The sequence below is a fragment of the Butyrivibrio proteoclasticus P6B7 genome, assembly GCF_000622085.1.
In the GTDB taxonomy this organism is placed as follows: Bacteria; Bacillota; Clostridia; order Lachnospirales; family Lachnospiraceae; genus Butyrivibrio; species Butyrivibrio proteoclasticus_A.
This window is the reverse complement of sequence record NZ_JHWL01000041.1, coordinates 1-19,761: the sequence shown is the minus strand read 5'-3', so window position 1 is coordinate 19,761 and position 19,761 is coordinate 1. Positions and strand designations below refer to the sequence as shown.

Sequence of the window (19,761 nt, the reverse complement as noted above, 5' to 3'; positions counted from 1 at the left end):
CATGGCTGGATTTGGGCCTGCGGTCTTGTGATCCTGGAGCGTATCGGAAAAGCGATAAAAAAGCCTGCCAAAAACACATTGGTAAGCTTTGCGGCAAGCGAGATCGGAACCGGAAAAGGCTTTGCCTATCAGGAGTTTCTGGATCAGCTTGGCGCGTTTCTCGGACCGGTACTGCTTTTTGTAACAGCTCTTGTAAAAGGTACAGACGACCTTTTTACAACATATAGGATCTCTTTTGCGATACTGCTTGTTCCTGCAATGATCACCATAGCTCTTGTTTTGACAGCAAAGATAAGATACCCTGATCCGGAGATCTTTGAAAAGCAGGAAGATAAACCGGCAAGCTTTGAATTCAGGAAGTCATTTGTTCTGTTCATGGCGGCCATCTGCTTTTTTGCTTTTGGCTTTGCAGACTTCACCCTGATCACACTTCATTCGGCTAATACCGGAGCATTTAATGAATCCATGCTCAGCCTGCTATATGCTGGGGCAATGGCTGTGGATGCCTTTGCTGCACTATTCTTTGGCTGGCTTTATGATAAGGTCGGGCTGAAGGCTCTGATCATTTCCACACTATGCAGCACATTCTTCTCATATTTTGTTTTTATGACTGGAAATGCCTGGTTGATCGGAGCTGGGATAATTCTGTGGGGGATTGGAATGGGTGCGCAGGAAAGTATTATGAAAGCAGCTGTCAGCGGAATCGTCCCGCGTTCCATGCGAAGCACCGGTTTTGGAATATTTGAGACAGGATTTGGTATTGCGTGGTTTCTGGGCAGTTGGCTTCTCGGTGCCCTGTATGATTTGAATCCTGTGTATCTTGTCACTGTGTCTGTGGTATCACAGTTTCTGGCGATTGCATTTTATGCTTTATGCCTCCGGTGCAATAAGACAGAGTGCTAACAATTCCAGTTTGCTGGAATGAGCATTATACCGGAAGTTAATCTAACTTTATCCATAAACATTTAAAGAATATTGCCGATATAAAAGATAGCAACGGAAATGCGTGTCTTTTCAATGGAATGAACATCCTTGAAAGGGCACGTTTTTTGTTATCTGGAGGCAAACATGGGTATAGCAGCGATAGCGAATGATTATTTAACAAGACCATTACGATCTGCAGTTGGCAAAGAGACAACTTCCTCTATAAGTGAGACCGAAAGTTTTGGGCAGAAGCTTCAGGCTGAAACTGAAATGAAATGTCCATACAGCTTTCTGGCGAAGAATGGAGTCATACAGTACAACGGAGTTACCTTTATGTGTGATTATAAGCAAAATGCCATAACTCTGGGAAATATGTATGAAAAGGATAAGGTCCTTAAGATAGCTCTTCCCAGTGGCGGAAGCCTTCATGTCAATGTGGACAACATTGATACTCTCTCCAAGGCAGCGAGTATGTTCACACCTGAGGATCTCAACGCCATAATGCGTGCTATCCATGAGTATAATCATTGCACCAGAAAACGCATGGAGATTGAAGAACAGAAAGCTGAGACTGCAGAGGAAGCAGCTGCAGAATCAGAAACATCTGATGCTGAGAAAGAGCCGGAGGAAGATAAAGCTACACTGGCAGAGCAGATAAATGCATTCAGGACAGAATTGTTCTATAAGCTTATCAATAATGAAACTGAGATCAAGATTCGGATAGGCAGCCAGGAGATGAGCATAAAGGAATGGGATAAGCTCATGGACAGCTTTGATAAAGAGCTTGAGACTATTCACGAAGCACTTCTTGAGAAAGAAGAAAAGCAGTCTGAAAAAGAGCAGGAAGAACGGATCAGGAAGCTTTTTGAAGATAGAAACGCAAATGAAGAAATGACTAATGTGGTTGGCGCATAATTTACGCCAATTAAAAGCGTCCCCAAATGTCACCCAGATGACACCCAAATGTTACCCAAACGACACCCAAATGGTAGTTTCCATGCGGTTTTGGGCATGATATTATTATAATGAGCCAAGGAATGAACGAGAGAACAAAATCGATTCATTCTTTGGTTTTTCTTTTGCAAAAGAATAACTGTTGTGAAGCGCTGCTTCCGGTATCTGTACCGGGGTGGCGCTTTTATTATGTCCAAAAAAGAAAGGGAAATGTATGGATTTTGAACAATTCAAAGAGGAACTTGCTTCCAGTGTGAAGGAGATCATGTATTCCAAGTATGGAATGGAGGTTGAGGTCGAGGCCAGAACAATGGAGAAGATGAATTCCTCCTATGAGGCACTTACTGTTAAGCCTGAGGACAGCATCATCGGTGTTAACCTCAATGCTACAGCTCTTTACCAGCAGTACGAAAAGGGAATCGATATTGATGTCATTACTTCAAAGGCTGCTGAGCTTGCGGAGAGCGCACTTAACAGCAGACCTGACTTTGATATCGACTCTTTCAAGGATTACAGCAAGATGAAGGAAACACTGACAATGGAAGTTGTTTCTGCTGAAAGAAATGCTGCACTTCTTGAGACTGTACCTCACAGGATTATGGAGGATATGGCAGTTGTTTACCGCTTTGAGGTGAACACAACTTCATCAGAAAGAGGTTCAATCCTGGTAACAAACCAGATGCTGGACCAGTACGGAATCACAGCTGAGCAGCTTCATGCTGACGCGCTGATTCATGCTCCGGAGGTCAAGCCTATTGTGATCGAGGGAATGGCAGAGGTCCTTGCTAAGCAAATGGGAGTTGAGGATCTTGAAATGCTTGGCCTTAATATTCCCCCTGAGCAGGAGCAGATCTTTGTTGCTTCTGTAGAGGGTAATGTTCACGGGGCAGGAGTAATTGCTTATCAGGACTTCATGGAGAAAGCTTCTGAGAGAGTTGGAGGCGAGTCATTCTTCATTTTACCCAGCAGCATCCATGAAATTCTGATTGTACCTGACAACGGAATAATGGATCTTGCGCACCTTGAGAGCATGGTCAGAGAGGTTAATGCCACTACCGTAGATCCTGCTGACAAGCTTACTGACAACGTTTATCACTACGATGCCAAGGACAAGGTATTTGAGCTTGGAGAGAAATTCGTAGAACGTCAGAACTCGAGGGAATCCAAGGGTATTGAGACAGGTGAAAAGAAATCTCTTGCCGCCGAGATCAAGGCTAAGAAAGAGCAGATTGCCAATGCTCCTAAGAAGGAAGCACCTGCGCTGGAGCCAAAGGCAAAGGAAGGAAAAGTGAAGTGACATGATTTTTTCTAAGGACAAGCCAAAGAACTGCCGCGGATGTGCCTACAAAGACATCTGCAATGGCATAAAAAGAGAATGTGTTTACCGACAAAAGTTCCTGGAAGCCTGCCTGGGTAGCGATTATCCATGCCATGGCTGTCCTTATAGCAGAGATCACAGGATATGTTTTCCCTGTTACAAGAATCTTCTGGGACAGACCGGAATAAAAGAATGGAAGGAGAAGCATCCGAAGATATGCCTTTGGTAAGCTTTGGCTGTCCTTTGAAATCAGGAGGAAAGGAGGTGAGCATATGCAGAAGGTAATTGAATGTCGTGGCCAGAGCTTTTGTGTTGGTGAAAAGGACATGAGCTGTAATCTGGACATGGCTGTCTTTATAGACAAAAATCGCTATGTCTGGGGACTTGGGGAAGATCTGGCAATTGCAATGGTTGAGTCTTATGAGGGGGATATCGAGACCATAATGATTCCTGGTACTGACTTCATCATAATATTTGATGAGGCTAATACAGTGGTTCTTGCGGGTCATAAGTATCTCTTTTACGACTGCCTTATCATGAAGTCCACAGAAAAAGGCCTTAAGGCTATCCCTGCAGATGAGATTGATACAGCCAGAAATGCATTTAAGAAGCAGACAGGGCGTTACCAGGTCGGACCTTTTGAGTTCCTGGCTTATAGAATCTCATGAAAGGAGGCTAATACTTGGTTAATGAACAATTAACACAGGAAGCAATAAGATTCTGTTACCGAGGATCTAAAGAAGTCATTCATCTTTCAGAGAAGTCCATGGTATATATCATGAAGCTGTACAATGCGACGATAAAGCCTGCAAAGGATCGTATTTTCAAAGATCCCCAGGACTGCCACGGCAAAATGTCTGTTAAAAAACTCATTCGCAAGGATGAAGGCGCTACCTGTGTGGACATTTCCAAGACAGAACTCAGGGATTTTCAAAAGGTTGCCAAAAGGTATGGAGTAGATTTTGCGGTTGTTAATCACAAGAACAGTGATCCGCAGACCTACTCCATTTTCTTTAAGGCCAGAGATCAGGATGCAATTACTGATGTTATCAGGTATTACACGGAAAAGAAGCTCATGAAGGAGCAGAAACCGTCTCTAAAGGAAAAGATTGATCATTTCAAACAAAAGATAGCAGAGGGTCCAAAGAAAGTGCTGAACAAGGTAAAGGAGAGAACGAGATGATTACTTATGAAACCATTCTCCACAATCCAAGAGCCATGATCGGAATCATTGGACTTGCAATCATGCTGCTGGTTCTTTTCATCTGGGATAGGAAAGAAAATAGAAAGAACTACAAGCATCGAGTGGAATTCGGTTCAGCCCGGTGGGGCAATAAGAAAGATATAGAGCCGTACATTGACCCGGTGTTTGAGAATAACGTTATCCTGTCAGAGACAGAGATGCTTACTATGAACAGCAGACCTGCTAATCCTAAATATGCCAGGAACAAAAATGTCCTGGTTATAGGTGGGTCCGGTTCAGGTAAGACGCGCTTTTTTGTGAAGCCTAATCTTTTGCAGATGCATTCCAGCTATGTGGTTACTGATCCTAAGGGACAGCTTCTTCCCGAGACAGGCATGGCTCTACTTAAAAATGGCTACAAGATAAAGGTGTTCAACACCATAAACTTTGCCAAGAGCCAGCACTACAACCCCTTTCACTACATACATTCAGAAAAAGACATTCTGAAGATAGTGAACGTGCTCATGTTGAACACAAAGGGCGAAGGAAAGAGCAATGACCCATTTTGGGACAAAGCGGAATCCATGCTATACGCAGCTCTCATAGGATATATCAACTACGAGGCTCCTGAGAATGAGCAGAACTTCAAGATGCTTCTTGAGATGATCAATTCCATGGAAGTAAGAGAGGACGATGAGAGCTTTAAGAACGCCATCGACCTTATCTTTGAAGATCTGGAAAAAGAAAAGCCTGATCACTTTGCTGTAAGGCAGTACAAGAAATTCAAACTGGCTGCCGGCAAGACAGCCAAGTCAATTCTTGTATCAGCAGGAGCAAGGCTGGCACCTTTTGATATTGCAGAGCTCAGGGAGCTTACAGCCTATGATGACCTTGAACTTGATACTATTGGCGATGAAAAGACAGCTCTTTTCCTGATCATGTCAGATACAGATGGTACATTTTCATTCCTTATCAGCATGATCTACACTCAGCTTTTTAACCTTTTGTGTGAAAAAGCTGATGATGAGTATGGTGGAAGACTTCCAGTTCATGTCAGGTGCCTCATTGACGAGTGCGCCAACTGTGGAACAATTCCAAATCTGGAAAAGCTGGTGGCAACCATTAGAAGCAGGGAAATATCAGCATGTCTGATTCTTCAGGCTAAATCACAGCTTAAAGCTCTGTACAAAGATCATTGTGAGACCATCATCGGTAACATGGATTCGCAGATCTTTCTTGGTGGAAATGAGACAGAAACCTTGAAGGACCTGAGCGCAGTTCTTGGAAAGGAAACAATTGATTTTTTCACCATCCAGGATACAAAGGGCATGCAGCCTTCTGTAGCAACAAACTATCAGAAAACAGGCCATGACCTTATGAGTATGGATGAACTTGCCGTTATGGATGGCGGCAAATGTATAGTCCAGGTGAGAGGTGTAAGACCATTCATGTCAAAGAAATATGATGTTACAAAGCACCCTAAATATCACCTGACTGCAGATTTTAGCGCAAAGAACTACTTCGACATTGAGAAGTATATAAAGCGCGGAGACAACTTAATATTGAAACCTGATGACACATATGAAGTCATCGAAGCAACAGATATGGAGAGCGCACAGGCAGATCAATAAAAGATCTGCAAATGGCGTTCTTTATATAGATGTGGCCACATATCCTGAATCAGTCGACGGGTTCAGGAGTAACTAACAACAACCGGCACTGCGGAATACGAGTAGTGTCGCTAACCAAAAACAATTATTGGAAGGGAGGAAGAAACTGACATGAGTGTCAGTTTCAAATCAAATTATGGCATTTTTTCAGAGTTCAGTAACAGTACTTCAGTCACTTGTAATCGCACTTGGTGCAGGTCTTGGTATCTGGGGAGGCGTAAACCTCATGGAAGGTTACGGCGGTGATAACCCTGGTGCTAAGTCACAGGGAATGAAGCAGCTCATGGCGGGCGGCGGAATCGCCCTCATCGGCACCACACTTGTTCCTCTTCTTTCAGGTCTTTTTTGATCCTGGGAAGGAACGAGACGAGGCTGGGGAGTGACACCCAGCCTCAAACATGAAGAAACTGGCCCGGGGCTTGCATTAAAAGCGGTCCCGGGCTTTATTTAGAAACAACGGAGGGCATGAATGGAAGCCGTATTAGAACAAATTGAAGAATGGTTTAGAAACATGCTCATCGAAGGAATAATGGAACATCTGACCAATACCTTTGACTCGTTAAATACAGAGGTCGGAGAGATAGCAACTACAGTAGGCCAGACTCCTGCAGAGTTTCTGCCATCAGTCTACAACCTGATAAGAAACCTGTCTGAGAATCTGATCATGCCGATTGCAGGAATAATCCTGACGTTTATTGCATGCTACGAGCTTATCCAGCTTGTAATAAGCCACAATAACCTGGCTAACTTCGAGACCTTTATATTTTTCAAATGGGTATTCAAGACTTTTGTAGCAGTAACACTTATAACCAATACTTTTACCATAACCATGGCGATATTTGATGTAGCCAAATGGGTAATAACGCAAAGCGGAGGAATTATTGCAGCCAGTACTGCGGTTGATGCTTCTGCCCTTGTTTCGTTCCAGGCCATTCTTGAAGGCATGGAAACAGGAGAGCTTTTCAGTATTTTCATGCAGACCTTTGCATTGCAGTTCCTTATCAAGCTGGCTGCTGTGTTTATCTTTATCGTGGTAAATGGAAGAATGATTGAGATTTATCTGTACATTTCCATGGCACCAATACCTTTTGCCACCTTTGGAAATGCCGAGCAGTCTCAGATGGGGCAGAACTATTTCAAAGCACTCTGGGCACTTGGACTTCAGGGATTCCTTATCATGGTGTGCGTTGGAATATACGCTGTTATGATCCAGTCAGTGGTATTTAGTGCTGATATTATGGGATCCATGTGGAAAGTATTTGGTTTCACCGTCCTTCTTGGATTTACGCTGCTTAAGTCAGGAACCATAGCAAAGGCTATTCTTCACGCAACGTAAGGAGGTTACATGGCGAATTATATCAGTGCACCTCGCGATTTTTCCAAAGTGAAATCCAAGGTATTCTTTAACCTGACCAAAAGACAGATCATATGCTTTTCACTTGGAGCAATGATAGGTGTTCCTACCTTCTTTCTCATAAAACGGTTTGGAAATGTAACAGTGGCAACTCTGGGGATGATGATCTCCATGATGCCACTGTTTTTTCTTGCTATGTATGAAAAGAATGAGCAGCCACTTGAGGTGTACATAGAACATTTTATTGAGGCGACTTTTAAAAGACCAAAGATACGCCCGTATAAATCAGAAAACTATTATGCACTGCTTGAAATATTAGCAGGGCAGGAAAGGGAGATGAATGATAAAACTATTTCAGAAGGGAAAGAAAAAGAGCGAAGTGCCGGACAGCGCACAGAAGAGCATCCCCTTTGACAGAATGTTCCCTGATGGGATATGCAGAGTAGGAAAGAATTTCTACACCAAAACAATCCAGTTTCAGGACATAAACTATCAGCTTGCTCAGCAGGAAGATCAGACTGAGATCTTTGAAGAGTGGTGCAGCTTTCTCAATTTCTTTGACAGCTCAGTCCACTTTCAGCTCACATTCCTGAATCAGACTACAGATGCTGAGAAGTTTGAGAAAAAGATTGCTATCAGACACAGGAATGATGGCTATGACAGAGTTCGTGATGAGTACAGCTTTATGCTGTTTCACCAGATGCAGGCAGGTAATAACGGTCTTACCAAGACCAAGTATCTCACATTTGGAATATTTGCATCCGGTATGAAGGAGGCGAAGCCAAGGCTTATTCACATTGAAATGGATCTTCTCAACAATTTCAAAAGGCTTGGAGTAGCAGCAATAACCTTAAATGGAGTGGAGCGACTTGAACTTATGCACGCTCAGTTCCACATGGGTGATGATGCCAAGTTTTTCTTTAACTGGGAAGACAGCATTAGAGCCGGTGCTTCTGTAAAAGATGCAATCGCTCCGAGTAGCTTCTACTTCAAGAATGGAAGACTCTTCAAGATGGGAGATACCTATGGTTGCATGAGCTTTTTGCAGATCACAGCCTCAGATATCAGCGACAGGATGCTGGCAGATTTCCTGTCCATGGAATCAAGCCAGATAGTCACGATGCATCTGCAGTCTGTTAATCAGAATGAAGCAATCAAGACTATCAAGCACACTATCACAGAGCTGGACAGATCCAAGATTGAAGAGCAGAAAAAAGCCGTCCGTTCCGGATATGATATGGACATAATTCCTTCAGATCTGGCCACTTACGGAAAAGACGCCAAGGCACTTCTGAAGGAATTACAGTCACAGAATGAGAGAATGTTTCTCATGACATTTCTCATCATGAATACCGGGGCCACCAAACAGGAACTTGAGAATAATTTCTTCCAGGCAAACAGCATTGCTCAGAAGCATAACTGCAACCTGGTACGTCTTGATTTTCAGCAGGAACAGGGACTTATGAGCATGCTTCCATTGGCAAATAGTCTCATAGATATCAAGAGAGGAATGACAACTTCCTCGACTGCGATTTTTGTGCCATTTACCACGCAGGAGCTCTTTCAGACAGGAAAAGAGTCTTTGTACTATGGTCTTAATGCACTTTCGAATAACCTTATCATGGTGGACAGAAAGCTGCTAAAGAATCCAAACGGACTGATCCTTGGTACTCCCGGTTCAGGTAAGTCTTTTGCTGCTAAAAGAGAAATCGCAAACGCCTTTTTGGTGACGGATGACGACATAATCATTTCGGATCCTGAGCGAGAGTACAGTCCACTGGTTGAGCACTTTGGAGGTCAGGTGATTAAGATAAGTCCAACCTCAGATCAGTACATCAACCCCATGGACATCAACAATAATTACTCAGATGATGATAATCCGGTTATGCTAAAAGCCGACTTTATCCTTTCTCTGTGTGAGCTCATTGTTGGTGGAAAAGAGGGACTTCTTCCGGTAGAAAAGACGGTAATCGACAGATGTATCCATCAGATTTATCAGAGATACTTTGAGAATCCCACACCGGAGAATATGCCAATCTTGGAGGACCTTTATAATGAGCTGCTTAAGCAGGACGAGGCAGAGGCAAAACACGTTGCGACTGCTCTAGAAATCTATGTATCAGGTTCACTGAATGTCTTCAACCATAGGACAAATGTGAATATCACAAACAGGATCGTGTGTTACGACATTAAGGATCTTGGCAAACAGCTCAAAAAGATCGGAATGCTTGTAATTCAGGATCAGGTCTGGGGAAGAGTTTCTTCCAACAGAGAGGATGGTAAATCAACCAGATACTACTTGGATGAAATGCATCTGCTACTTAAAGAAGAGCAGACAGCTGCTTATACAGTAGAAATCTGGAAGAGATTCCGTAAGTGGGGAGGCATTCCCACAGGTATAACTCAGAACGTAAAAGATCTGTTGTCGTCCAAAGAGGTCGAGAATATCTTTGAAAACTCTGACTTCGTGTACATGCTAAATCAGGCGGTTGGCGACAGACAGATTCTTGCAAAACAGCTCAACATAAGCCCTCATCAGCTCTCCTATGTGACCCATAGCGGAGAAGGTGAAGGGCTTTTGTTTTATGGAAATGTCATCCTGCCTTTCGTAGACAGATTCCCTAAGGATCTTGAACTTTATTCCATCATGACTACAAAACCTCAGGAAATCCAGGAGGCAAAGGAGCAGGCCAATGAATGAAGACAGAACAAAGCAAAAGAAGTCCGCCACAAAAAATGCTGATAAACTCAAGAACAATTCCAAGGCATCGCAGTATGCAGCTTCCAAGTTCAGGACAGGGAAAAAGGATAACTCACTTACCCTGGAAGAAATGAAGGAGCTTGCAAGGATAAGAAAGCAGGGCAGGAAAGCAGCTCAAAAGGTCGCTGCGGAACAGGGATTAGTTAAGGTTATATCATCTGTCCATGATGCTGCGGAAGGGGAGTCAAAAAGCGGTGGTGAGGATCAGAATGTTGGTGCTCAGAGTCTGGAAGGAGCTGCATCTGCAACTTCTACGGCTTTGGTTTATGCAGAAAAGCTTCAGAAGTACAACTACAGCAAAAAGCAGACTGCCAAAAAGATTCTGCAGCATAAGGCGGAGGATAAAGCAGTTCAGAAATCTGATTCTAATCCTCAATCAAAGGCCAGGCAGAAAAGCCAGATAAAAAAGGAAATACAAAGAAAGAATCAGCAGCGAAGTGCCAAAGAAGCAGCAAATCAGGTTGGAGATATCAGCAAGAAGTTTGTGGATAAGGCAGAGGATCTTACTGGAAAACTTGCTGAGTTTATTGAAGAGCACTTTCAGGAGGTGGCAACAATCCTTATAGTGTTTGTGCTGATTCTTTTGGTGGCTTCAATGTTTTCTTCCTGCGGCGCTGCTTTTAACGGAACCTCACATGTGGGGATAACTACAAGCTATACCGCAGATGATGAGGATATCTATGCTGTAGAAGACGACTACAGAGAGATGGAAGAGGAGCTTCAGGATACGATTGATGACATAGAGCATGACTATCCGGATTACGATGAATATCAGTATAACCTGGATAATATCGCTCATAATCCGTATCAGCTGGCTGCTGTTCTGACAGTTATCTTTGAACAGTACAAAGAGGATGAAGTGCAGGACACCATCGAAGACATCTTTGAGCGCCAGTATGAGCTGACACTTACTCCTGTCACAGAAACAAGAGAGCGAGAAGTTACAGGTACCAGATGGGTAGATGACGACTCTCATCCAGATGGCGGTTACGAGGAAGAGTATACCTACACAGAGGAATATGAGTACAAGATTCTCAAGGTTAATCTTGTTAATCACACTCTTGACACTGTTATCCGAGAACTTGGACTTTCTTCTGATCAGCTGGCAAGATACGATGTTCTTCTTGAGACTTATGGCAACAAGAAATATCTTTTCGATGATGATATTTATTCCATTGTGGATCCTGGCAGATATGGAGATTATGACATTCCTCCTGAAGCCCTTACTGATACCCGTTTTGCCAACATGATCAGAGAAGCAGAAAGATATCTTGGCTATCCTTATGTCTGGGGAGGAAGCAAGCCATCAACTTCTTTTGACTGCTCAGGATTTGTTTGCTGGGTAATCAATCATTGCGGTAATGGATGGAATGTTGGCAGGACAACTGCTAACGGACTTTTAGGGAGATGCACTAGAGTTCCTGTATCAGAAGCAAGGCCGGGAGATCTTATCTTTTTCAAAGGAACCTATGATGTTAAGGGGGCAAGTCATGTGGGCATTTACGTCGGTGATGGAATGATGCTTCACTGCGGAAATCCGATTCAGTACACATCTGTGAATACCAATTATTGGCGTAAACACTTTTACACATATGGAAGGATCAACGGTTGAGAAAGGAGAAAAATGTACGAGAGAATAGACAGACTTAGAGAAGATCTTGAACGTGCCAGGAAGCGAAGAGCTGAGGCTGAAGCAAGAGTGCGACTTTGTGAAAGTAAGCTGAAAGAGGCTGAGAACAATCAGATCATTGCAGAGGTTGCTAAGAGGAAGCTCCGCCCTGAACAGGTGGCACAGCTTCTTGCACTTGCAACTGACGGGCAACTTGAATCGCTTTTATCGGGAAAACCGGTAGAAGTTAGTGCTAAAGATTCAAGCGAAGATCTTCTGGCAAGAGAATCTTTGGAAGTGGATTTTGATTACGATGAAAGTGAGGAAAATGAAGATGAAGAAAATGAATAAGTTTTGCTTGAGGGCTGTGGCTGGTGCTGCAGCTCTTTTTGTTGGAATGGCCCCGATGCCGGTTTTTGCAAATGCACCTAAGTGCATATGTGAGGAAAGATGCACGGAGGACCATATCAATGAGGAGTGTTCTGTCTGTAGTAAGGACTACAACGACTGTGAAGGAGCTGTTCCAGAGATTGTTCCTGAGGAGACTCCCGTTGAGGAGTATGGTCCGCTGACGCCGGATGGCAACATGGAACTTGTAGATGACTACGGAACTCTTGAGTGTGGCGGCAAACAGTTCATCACAGTTGTGACCAAGAGCGGCCATTACTTCTACATCATAATCGACAGAGATGATGATGGTAATGAGAATGTTCATTTCCTGAACATGGTGGATGAGAGAGATCTTTTAACTCTGATGGAAGATGAAGAGGTAGAAGAGTATATGGCATCCATTTCAGAAAAAGAGCCTGAACCAGCTCCGGAACCGGAAACTGATCCAGAGCCAACACCTGAACCGGAGCCTGTGAAAAAAGATTACACATTACTTTTAGTAACGCTTCCGATCATGGGTATTGGAATAATCTTTGGATATTTTGCTCTTAAGAAAAAGAAACAGCAGCCAAAGGATGAACCTGATCCGGATGCTGACTATGTGGATGAAGAGGCTGATTATCTGAATCAGATTTCTGATGAAGAGGACGCTGGAGACGATGAGTAATCGTAAGATTTATGCAAAGTTCAGGCTTACTCCTGAAGAGTGGCAGATCATTCATGACAGGATGGAGAGTGTAGGCACTAAAAACCTTAGTGCCTACCTCAGAAGACTTGTGCTTACCGGCCATGTGATCGAAGTTGATATGTCAGATTTTAGGGAAATCAGAAGGCTGGTGAGTATTGAAAGTAACAACCTCAACCAATATGCCAGGAGGGCAAATGAAACAGGAAGTATCTACAAAGCGGATATCAAGGAACTTCAGAAGTCGCATGAAGAGCTGATTCGACTGCTGGGAGAACTGCTTCAGAGGTTCAACAACATCGAATAGCTGTAACGGGGTAAATGGAAATGGCAGCAACCAGGCTAATAGCAATGCATCAGAATGCCGGCAAATCTATCGGACAGTGTCTGTCTGCCCGATTGGATTATGTCACGGATGAGGAGAAGACACGGAAAAGAAACGAGGATGAAGAGGAAGAGAAAAGTAAATATATAACTTCTTATGCCTGCAATGCAGCTATTGCAAAGGAAGAGTTCATGGATTCCAGAAATGAATATATCCGGATCACCGGCAGGCAGTATGAGGGCGATATCATCGCTTATCAGATCCGGCAATCCTTCAAACCTGGAGAAGTTACGCCAGAGGAAGCTAATGCAATTGGCTATGAAACTGCCATGAGATTTACCCGAGGACAGCATCAGTTCGTGTGCTGCACTCATGTGGATAAAGAGCATATTCACAACCACATCGTATATAACTCGGTCAATCTTCACTGTGATAAGAAATTCAGAGATTCATGGTTCTGCGGAATTGGCTTAAGGACTCTTTCTGACATGATCTGCCTTGAACACGGATTATCAGTTATCGAGCCCTATAAACATAAAGGTAAGAAGCCTGTTTACCAAAAGAGCTATCGTCAGGACATCAGAGATGTGATCAATAAGATCCTTGCAGAAAAGCCCAAAGACTTTGAATCCTTCATTTCAGAACTTAAGAAAGCGGGCTTTGAAATAAAGGAAGGAAAGCACCTGGCTATTAAAAGTCCTGGGCGAAAGAACTTCGTAAGATTCGATTCTCTTGGAAAAGACTATTCTGCTGAAGCACTCAAAGCTAAGTTCGAAGGTTCAGAGATTTCCAAAGATTCCAGAAAAGGAAAGCCCTTTGACTTGCTCATTGATATTCAGGAGAAAATCCGTCAGGGAAAAGGTAAAGGCTATATCAATTGGAGTCAGAAATTCAACAACAAGGCTATGATGAAGACTCTGCTATATCTCAATGATAAAGGAATCAGGAGTTACGCAGAATTAAAAGATAAGGCAGATACTTCATCAGCAAGTTTTAAGAAGATTACTGACAACTTAAAAGCGGTTGAAGGAAGAATTGATAAACTCAGTAACCTCAGAAAACATATCCTGGCCTTCAGTAAGACAAAAGCAGTTTTCGAGGAATATAAGAAAAAGCGTTACAGCAAAGCATTCTTTGAGGCCCATCGTGAAGAAATCACCAAGTACAGAGCTGCCAAAAAAGCTTTTAACGAATATGGTCAAAAGCTTCCGACTGTGAAAGAAATCAATAAAGAAATTGGCGGACTTATGCAGGAAAAGAAAGCTCTTTACAAGGAGTACTACCTTAAACGTGATGATAACAAGAGCCTTCAGGAAGCTAAGAGGAATGTTGAGATGTTCCTTCAGATGGACAACAAAGAAGCAGATAAGCAAAAGCAGAGAATACAGCCTGTAAGATAACAGGAAAAGCACTTAATAAGCGATAGCGCCGTTCCGGTATTCCACGGTGTAATGGGGCTTGGGGCGTTACGCCTCCAACAAGCGGCAAGAGCATTTGTCCCACAAATGCACTGCTTGCCACTTCTTTTATAGCCCTCGTAGGGATTCTTCAGAAGCGGTGCGGCGCCTTGATTTTACAAGAAAAAGAGGAGGATAAACACATGAACAAAGTACTATTATCAGGAAGACTCACAAGAGATGCAGAGATCAGGAATGCTGACTCTGACAAGAAGGTAGCAAGATGCACTCTTGCAGTAAACAGAGATTTCAAAAAGGAAGGAGAAGAGCCGAATGCTGACTTCATAGGAATTGTCGGATTTAAGAATCAGGCAGACTTTCTTGAGAACTTTGGCAAGAAGGGTGTGAAGTTTATAGTGATCGGACGCATTCAAACCGGCAGCTATGAAAAGGATGGTGGTCGCGTTTACACCACAGATGTCATAGCAGAGAGAATCGAGTTTGCAGAGAACAAGAAATCTTCTGAGGAAGGAGCCGGCGATTCTGGTGATGGGTTTTCTAATATCCCAGACGGATTTGATGACAGCATGCCTTTTAATTGAGGAGGATGAAGCCGTGGAAGAGGTAAAGAACAAGTTTAAGATTGATGAGATCGCTGAGCAACTTGAGAAAGGAATCGGCGATCTTTTTAATTCCGACAAATATAAGACATACTTGAATACTATGTCAAAATTCCATAGTTATAGCGTAAATAACACGTTGCTCATAGCAATGCAGAGACCAGATGCAACTCTGGTTGCCGGGTATGATGCCTGGCAGGATAAGTTTGATCGGCACGTGAAGAAAGGTGCGAAGGGAATCAAGATAATTGCTCCATACAAGGTGAAAAAGAAGGTAGTGGGCGATCACTATTATGTTGATAATGGAGACAAGATCCCGGTCTATGCTCCTGGAGAAACCAAGGAAGATTATGAGAATCGTATTGCTCAAACAACCAGGGAAGTTGAGTACACAAACTTCAGGGTTACAACAGTTTTCGATGTAAGTGATACTGAGGGAAAAGATCTTCCGACTCTTGGCGTGAATGAGTTAATGGGTTCAGTTGATGGTTATGAGAAACTTAAAACTGCACTGGAAGAAACCTCAAAGGTCCCTGTCGAGTATGGCCTTGTGACCAGTGGAGCAAAAGGATTCTTTTCACCTGATATGCACAAGATCTGTGTTCAGAGTGGCATGTCTGAGGTCCAAACTGTAAAGACAATTATTCATGAGATGGCCCATGCACTTCTCCATGATAAGAAAGAAAATCCGGATCTGGTTCAGGATCCAAAGACCAAGAACACCAAGGAAGTGGAAGCTGAGTCCATCGCCTATGTTGTCTGCCAGCACTTTGGAATTGATACCTCAGATTACTCTTTCGGCTACATTGCTGGATGGAGTTCCGGTAAGGAAACCAAAGAGCTAAAAGCTTCAATGGACACCATTAGGGTTACCGCGTCAAAGATGATTGGCGAGCTTGAATCTGCGATGGAAAAGCAGCAGGAAGTTGAGAAAGCTGATGTGGCTATAGAAGTAGCTGAGGTCGGAGATTGTGCTGCCAGGTCAGAGAAAAAGGAGCTTGTTAGTGACAAGAAAGCATCCCTTATGGACAAGCTAAAGTCAAAACTGAATATTGTGAGTTCGCAGCCAAAGGTAGAGAAGGCTTTGGAGAGTAAAGTGAAAACACCTGAGATTGCGAGATGAGAGTTGTGGCAGTTCTGTGACTAATCAAAAGTCATGGGCTGCCCCGCTTTTTTATGGAACCTGCTGAAAGCTGTGTGTTGGATGATGCTTGTCATTGGATTGATGGTTAATGTCTGTTGTTGTAAAATCAAATCATAATAGCAATGAGGAGAGTACGATGGCGAAAACAGTACATATTACATGTAGATATTTTGATGTGAAAACATATACCGAAACCGATGATGAACAGCAGGAACTCTTTGATTTAAGAAGCTGGATTGCAATGATTTCTGATTATTCATTACCTGAACGAATCAGATCTTTAAACAGTTCCTCCAAGGGAAGACTTGATAGCATAAATGTTCGCGAGAACTTTTATGCTTTGAATTTTGTTAGAATGGAAGACTATAGTTCAACGTACATAGTCAAGGAATCAGAAAATGCGAGACATGTGGACATTTCAGTCGATGAGGACGAATATATTGGAAAGAATACTGTTGCAATATATGATGCCAATAAATCAGTGTTGATGCTAATGACAAATCAGGGTGGCTTTTCGGCAAACTCAGTAACAAGCTATATTAATTCTTTTTATGATAAGCCTGTGTGTGTATTAGAACCGGTCAAATTGGAAAAGAACTTTACCAAATCGACAAACAAGTTCGGTAAAATTCAGATAAAAATTTCAAGTATAGACGATTTTTCAGCATCTAAAGGATCTCCGTATGAAGATGTATTGAAAAATGCAAGGGATATGTCAGCACAAACGATGTCTTTTGAATTTAGTGTTGGTAAAAAGAAGAATGAATATCTTGATGCCAATATTGTGAGAACTATCATCTCTGATGCATTTTCTAATATGGGTGCAGTATCCATAGCTAGGGTAAAAATGGAAGATGAGCAAGGCTCGGCACTTTATAATTTGTTTGAGAATGTTAAGAATTGCATTCTTACATTAAAGACAGATTCTAAAGGAGAAATTGGCTACAAGACTATCGCAGAGGCAATGGTAGAAAATTATAAGTAGGAGTTTTGATATGGGTAAGGCGAGAAGGATATGGCTCAATGGTTATCAGTTTATAATTCCGGTTGTTATTGAAGTGCTGTATCTTATTTATGTAATTATCATATTGAGAAGCAGGGCATCTATACCGTGGGTGGCGGATAGCCAGGGCTTTTCAGAAATGTGCAGGGCTGTTGCGGAATTCTCATCAATTATTCTAGGTGTTTATGGCTTTTTTATTCCGGTCGTGGTGGGGAGAAAGAACAGTTTTTCTGATTATTTTTGGGAGCACATTGACAAAGAGCGCTATAAAAAAGACTTTAGACGAATTCTTATTAGTGGAATCCTAACTATAATGATAAGCGCTTCTTTGCTTATATGTGATATTCTTCCAAAAAGTATTGAAATGTTCTTGATTGGTATATTACTTCTTATTCTAATTTTTTACGTTTGCTGCACATATCGGTTTATCAATATATTTGTTTGCCTTATTGTCGACGGCAATGAAGAGGTAGATGAAGAAAAAGAAATGAAAAATATGTTATCAAATAGCCAAGTTCAAACTCTAAATGATAAGTTAGAAAAGTTTTAAAAGATTCAAGTGAAGGGATGGAACACCGAATAGTTGTCTCCATCCTTTTTTTACCTCTCGGAATCCTCTGAAAGCGCTCTGAAAGTCGCATGAATGATAGGAAGTTACTATTCACAGTTAATTGCGTAAGATGTTCTTTATTTTTTCTATCATGAAGATTACAATATTTCTGTTTGCATTTGAACCAATTCCAGCATGTAAAATATCAGAAAATGAAATAAAAGCTAACTTAGCAACTTTGCGTGATTTTTTTGTTAGGCACAACTTGAATCCTGATTTAAATATCATTTGCAAATCAGAAAGTAGTGGTTATACGAGACAAGAAGTAATTAAATATTTTGTAGAAAATAGGATAAATATATGATTGAATGTAAAAATGTAAGTTATAAATATGAGACGTTTGAAAAAAAAGCGGGTCTAAAAGGTTCAATTTTGGATTTTGGTAAAAGGGAAAAAAAAGAAGTAACTGCACTAGACGATATAAATTTAAGTATTGTCGAAGGTGATATTATTGGAATACTAGGCCCCAATGGGGCCGGAAAAACAACTTTAATTAAGTTGCTTACTGGAATAATCAAACCTCAGCAGGGAACAATTGACAGTTTAGGGTGCAATCCATTTTCTAAAACTCCAAATTATTTATCACAAATTGGAGTTGTTTTAGGACAAAAGACACAGCTGATTTGGGATTTACCAGCGTTTGAAACTCTTAAAATGCTTCAAGCTATTTATAATGTTTCGAATGCTTCTTTTTCGGTTCGGTTAAAGTACTTGACAGAAAAACTTCAGATAGCAGATAAACTTTTCATACCAGTCAGAAAACTATCATTGGGTGAAAGAATAAAATTTGAGTTAGTTTGCTCAGTGATTCATTCTCCTAAAGTATTGTTTTTAGATGAACCGACTATTGGGGTAGACATTGTGAGTCAATATGCTATATATGATTTCTTGCATGAATTGAATAGTAAGGAAAAAACAACTATTATCCTAACAAGTCACTATATGAATGATATAGAAAAAATGGCTAATCGCATAGCAGTCATCATCAAAGGTAAAATAGTTAAAGAATCGACGATTGATGAAATTAGAAAAGAATATAGTACCCAAAATTGCTATATTATAGAGACTAAGGAAAATAAGATACCATTTGATGCAAAAGCATATAGAATTGAGAGAATTGAAAGTTGTAAATATAAATTATATTTGAATGAAGATTCCGAAAACATTCTAAATAATGTAAATATATCCAATATTGTCTCAATCAGGGAGGAAGTACCAAAGCTTGAAGAAATTATATTTAAGATGTTTACACAGGAGAACCAATGAATAAGTATCTAAGAATTTTATATAGTCAAATCAGTTCACAGTTGATATATAAATTTGATACTTGTGTCAAGTTGGCGTTAAAAGTTATGCAAATTTTGACAACTGTGTTTATTTGGAAAGCGATATATATATCAAATGAATATAATTATATCGGTGAGTATTCGTATAACAATATGATTATGTATATTATATTGGCAAATGTAGCTAGTGTTATTTTTTCTTTTGAACCTTGTTTTAGGTTGGGGACTCTAATACATTCTGGAAAACTTACAACTTTATTGTTAAGACCAATACATTTGCTTTATGAAAGTTTTGCCAGATATATGGGAAGTAAAATTTTAGAGGTTACAGTATATTTGATTTTGGCATTTTTTATGATTAATGCTCAAGGAGCAGATATCTTGTATGTGTTTTTTGCATTAATTTTTTTGCTATTAGCCTTTTTAATGTTTTTCATGTGTGTTTCAGTAATCTCAACAATAGGTTTTTGGATTATACAAATGTGGCCGTTAAGATCAATATTAACTGCTATTTATCTACTTATGGGA

21 protein-coding genes and 1 pseudogene are annotated in these 19,761 nt (G+C 41.4%); all 22 read left to right on the top strand.

The window, feature by feature from the left end; genetic code table 11:
* A partial coding sequence (locus T541_RS20005) for an MFS transporter (protein ID WP_034467622.1) occupies positions 1-903 on the top strand: 903 nt, incomplete at its 5' end.
* Positions 904-1,068: 165 nt separating this feature from the next.
* The gene (locus T541_RS0116025; RefSeq protein ID WP_026653622.1) at positions 1,069-1,839 is read left to right on the top strand and encodes a hypothetical protein; all 771 of its coding nucleotides are present in this window, start codon (positions 1,069-1,071) and stop codon (positions 1,837-1,839) included.
* Between the two features lie 253 nt (positions 1,840-2,092).
* Positions 2,093-3,175 carry a DUF5688 family protein gene (locus T541_RS0116020; protein WP_026653621.1) on the top strand — a complete coding sequence of 361 codons (1,083 nt, stop codon included), beginning with the start codon at positions 2,093-2,095 and terminating at the stop codon, positions 3,173-3,175.
* Between the two features lie 80 nt (positions 3,176-3,255).
* A complete protein-coding gene (locus T541_RS22010) occupies positions 3,256-3,384 on the top strand; it encodes a hypothetical protein (RefSeq protein WP_278247055.1) in 129 nt (42 codons plus the stop codon).
* An 84-nt stretch (positions 3,385-3,468) separates the two neighbouring features.
* The gene (locus T541_RS0116010; protein ID WP_026653619.1) at positions 3,469-3,864 is read left to right on the top strand and encodes a hypothetical protein; all 396 of its coding nucleotides are present in this window, start codon (positions 3,469-3,471) and stop codon (positions 3,862-3,864) included.
* Positions 3,865-3,878: 14 nt separating this feature from the next.
* A complete protein-coding gene (locus T541_RS20000; protein ID WP_051538306.1) occupies positions 3,879-4,379 on the top strand; it encodes a PcfB family protein in 501 nt (166 codons plus the stop codon).
* A gap of 17 nt (positions 4,380-4,396) precedes the next feature.
* Positions 4,397-6,010, top strand: a pseudogene (locus T541_RS19995) (VirD4-like conjugal transfer protein, CD1115 family); the annotation flags it as partial.
* Between the two features lie 175 nt (positions 6,011-6,185).
* Positions 6,186-6,398 (top strand): Maff2 family mobile element protein, encoded by a 213-nt coding sequence (locus T541_RS0115995; protein WP_026653618.1) that lies wholly within the window; start codon positions 6,186-6,188, stop codon positions 6,396-6,398.
* A 120-nt stretch (positions 6,399-6,518) separates the two neighbouring features.
* Positions 6,519-7,385, top strand: coding sequence for a VirB6/TrbL-like conjugal transfer protein, CD1112 family (locus T541_RS0115990; RefSeq protein WP_026653617.1), 867 nt, complete (start codon positions 6,519-6,521; stop codon positions 7,383-7,385).
* A gap of 9 nt (positions 7,386-7,394) precedes the next feature.
* Positions 7,395-7,817 carry a PrgI family protein gene (locus T541_RS0115985; RefSeq protein WP_026653616.1) on the top strand — a complete coding sequence of 141 codons (423 nt, stop codon included), beginning with the start codon at positions 7,395-7,397 and terminating at the stop codon, positions 7,815-7,817.
* The gene (locus T541_RS0115980; RefSeq protein WP_026653615.1) at positions 7,744-10,104 is read left to right on the top strand and encodes a VirB4-like conjugal transfer ATPase, CD1110 family; all 2,361 of its coding nucleotides are present in this window, start codon (positions 7,744-7,746) and stop codon (positions 10,102-10,104) included. Before T541_RS0115985 ends, T541_RS0115980 begins: the two co-directional genes overlap by 74 nt.
* Positions 10,097-11,776 carry a C40 family peptidase gene (locus T541_RS19990; protein ID WP_034467618.1) on the top strand — a complete coding sequence of 560 codons (1,680 nt, stop codon included), beginning with the start codon at positions 10,097-10,099 and terminating at the stop codon, positions 11,774-11,776. Before T541_RS0115980 ends, T541_RS19990 begins: the two co-directional genes overlap by 8 nt.
* 12 nt (positions 11,777-11,788) lie before the next feature.
* Positions 11,789-12,124, top strand: a complete 336-nt coding sequence (locus T541_RS19985; RefSeq protein WP_034467615.1) for a DUF4315 family protein — start codon at positions 11,789-11,791, stop codon at positions 12,122-12,124.
* Positions 12,108-12,830 carry a DUF4366 domain-containing protein gene (locus tag T541_RS19980; protein ID WP_051538305.1) on the top strand — a complete coding sequence of 241 codons (723 nt, stop codon included), beginning with the start codon at positions 12,108-12,110 and terminating at the stop codon, positions 12,828-12,830. Before T541_RS19985 ends, T541_RS19980 begins: the two co-directional genes overlap by 17 nt.
* On the top strand, positions 12,823-13,155 hold the full coding sequence (locus T541_RS0115960) for a plasmid mobilization protein (protein WP_026653614.1): 333 nt from the start codon (positions 12,823-12,825) through the stop codon (positions 13,153-13,155). The genes T541_RS19980 and T541_RS0115960 overlap by 8 nt, the downstream gene beginning before the upstream one ends.
* A gap of 20 nt (positions 13,156-13,175) precedes the next feature.
* Positions 13,176-14,573: a relaxase/mobilization nuclease domain-containing protein gene (locus T541_RS0115955; protein ID WP_026653613.1), complete on the top strand. Its 1,398-nt coding sequence runs from the start codon at positions 13,176-13,178 to the stop codon at positions 14,571-14,573.
* 200 nt (positions 14,574-14,773) lie between these two features.
* A complete protein-coding gene (locus tag T541_RS0115950; RefSeq protein ID WP_026653612.1) occupies positions 14,774-15,172 on the top strand; it encodes a single-stranded DNA-binding protein in 399 nt (132 codons plus the stop codon).
* Positions 15,173-15,185: 13 nt separating this feature from the next.
* Positions 15,186-16,313 carry an ArdC-like ssDNA-binding domain-containing protein gene (locus T541_RS19975; RefSeq protein WP_197025182.1) on the top strand — a complete coding sequence of 376 codons (1,128 nt, stop codon included), beginning with the start codon at positions 15,186-15,188 and terminating at the stop codon, positions 16,311-16,313.
* Positions 16,314-16,470: 157 nt separating this feature from the next.
* Positions 16,471-17,319, top strand: a complete 849-nt coding sequence (locus tag T541_RS0115940) for a DUF6731 family protein (RefSeq protein ID WP_026653611.1) — start codon at positions 16,471-16,473, stop codon at positions 17,317-17,319.
* Positions 17,320-17,329: 10 nt separating this feature from the next.
* Positions 17,330-17,887: a hypothetical protein gene (locus tag T541_RS0115935; protein ID WP_026653610.1), complete on the top strand. Its 558-nt coding sequence runs from the start codon at positions 17,330-17,332 to the stop codon at positions 17,885-17,887.
* Between the two features lie 360 nt (positions 17,888-18,247).
* Complete coding sequence (locus T541_RS0115925) at positions 18,248-19,213, top strand: ABC transporter ATP-binding protein (protein ID WP_026653608.1); 966 nt, start codon at positions 18,248-18,250, stop codon at positions 19,211-19,213.
* On the top strand, positions 19,210-19,761 hold a 552-nt coding region (locus tag T541_RS0115920; RefSeq protein ID WP_026653607.1), incomplete at its 3' end, for an ABC-2 family transporter protein. The genes T541_RS0115925 and T541_RS0115920, both read left to right, overlap by 4 nt.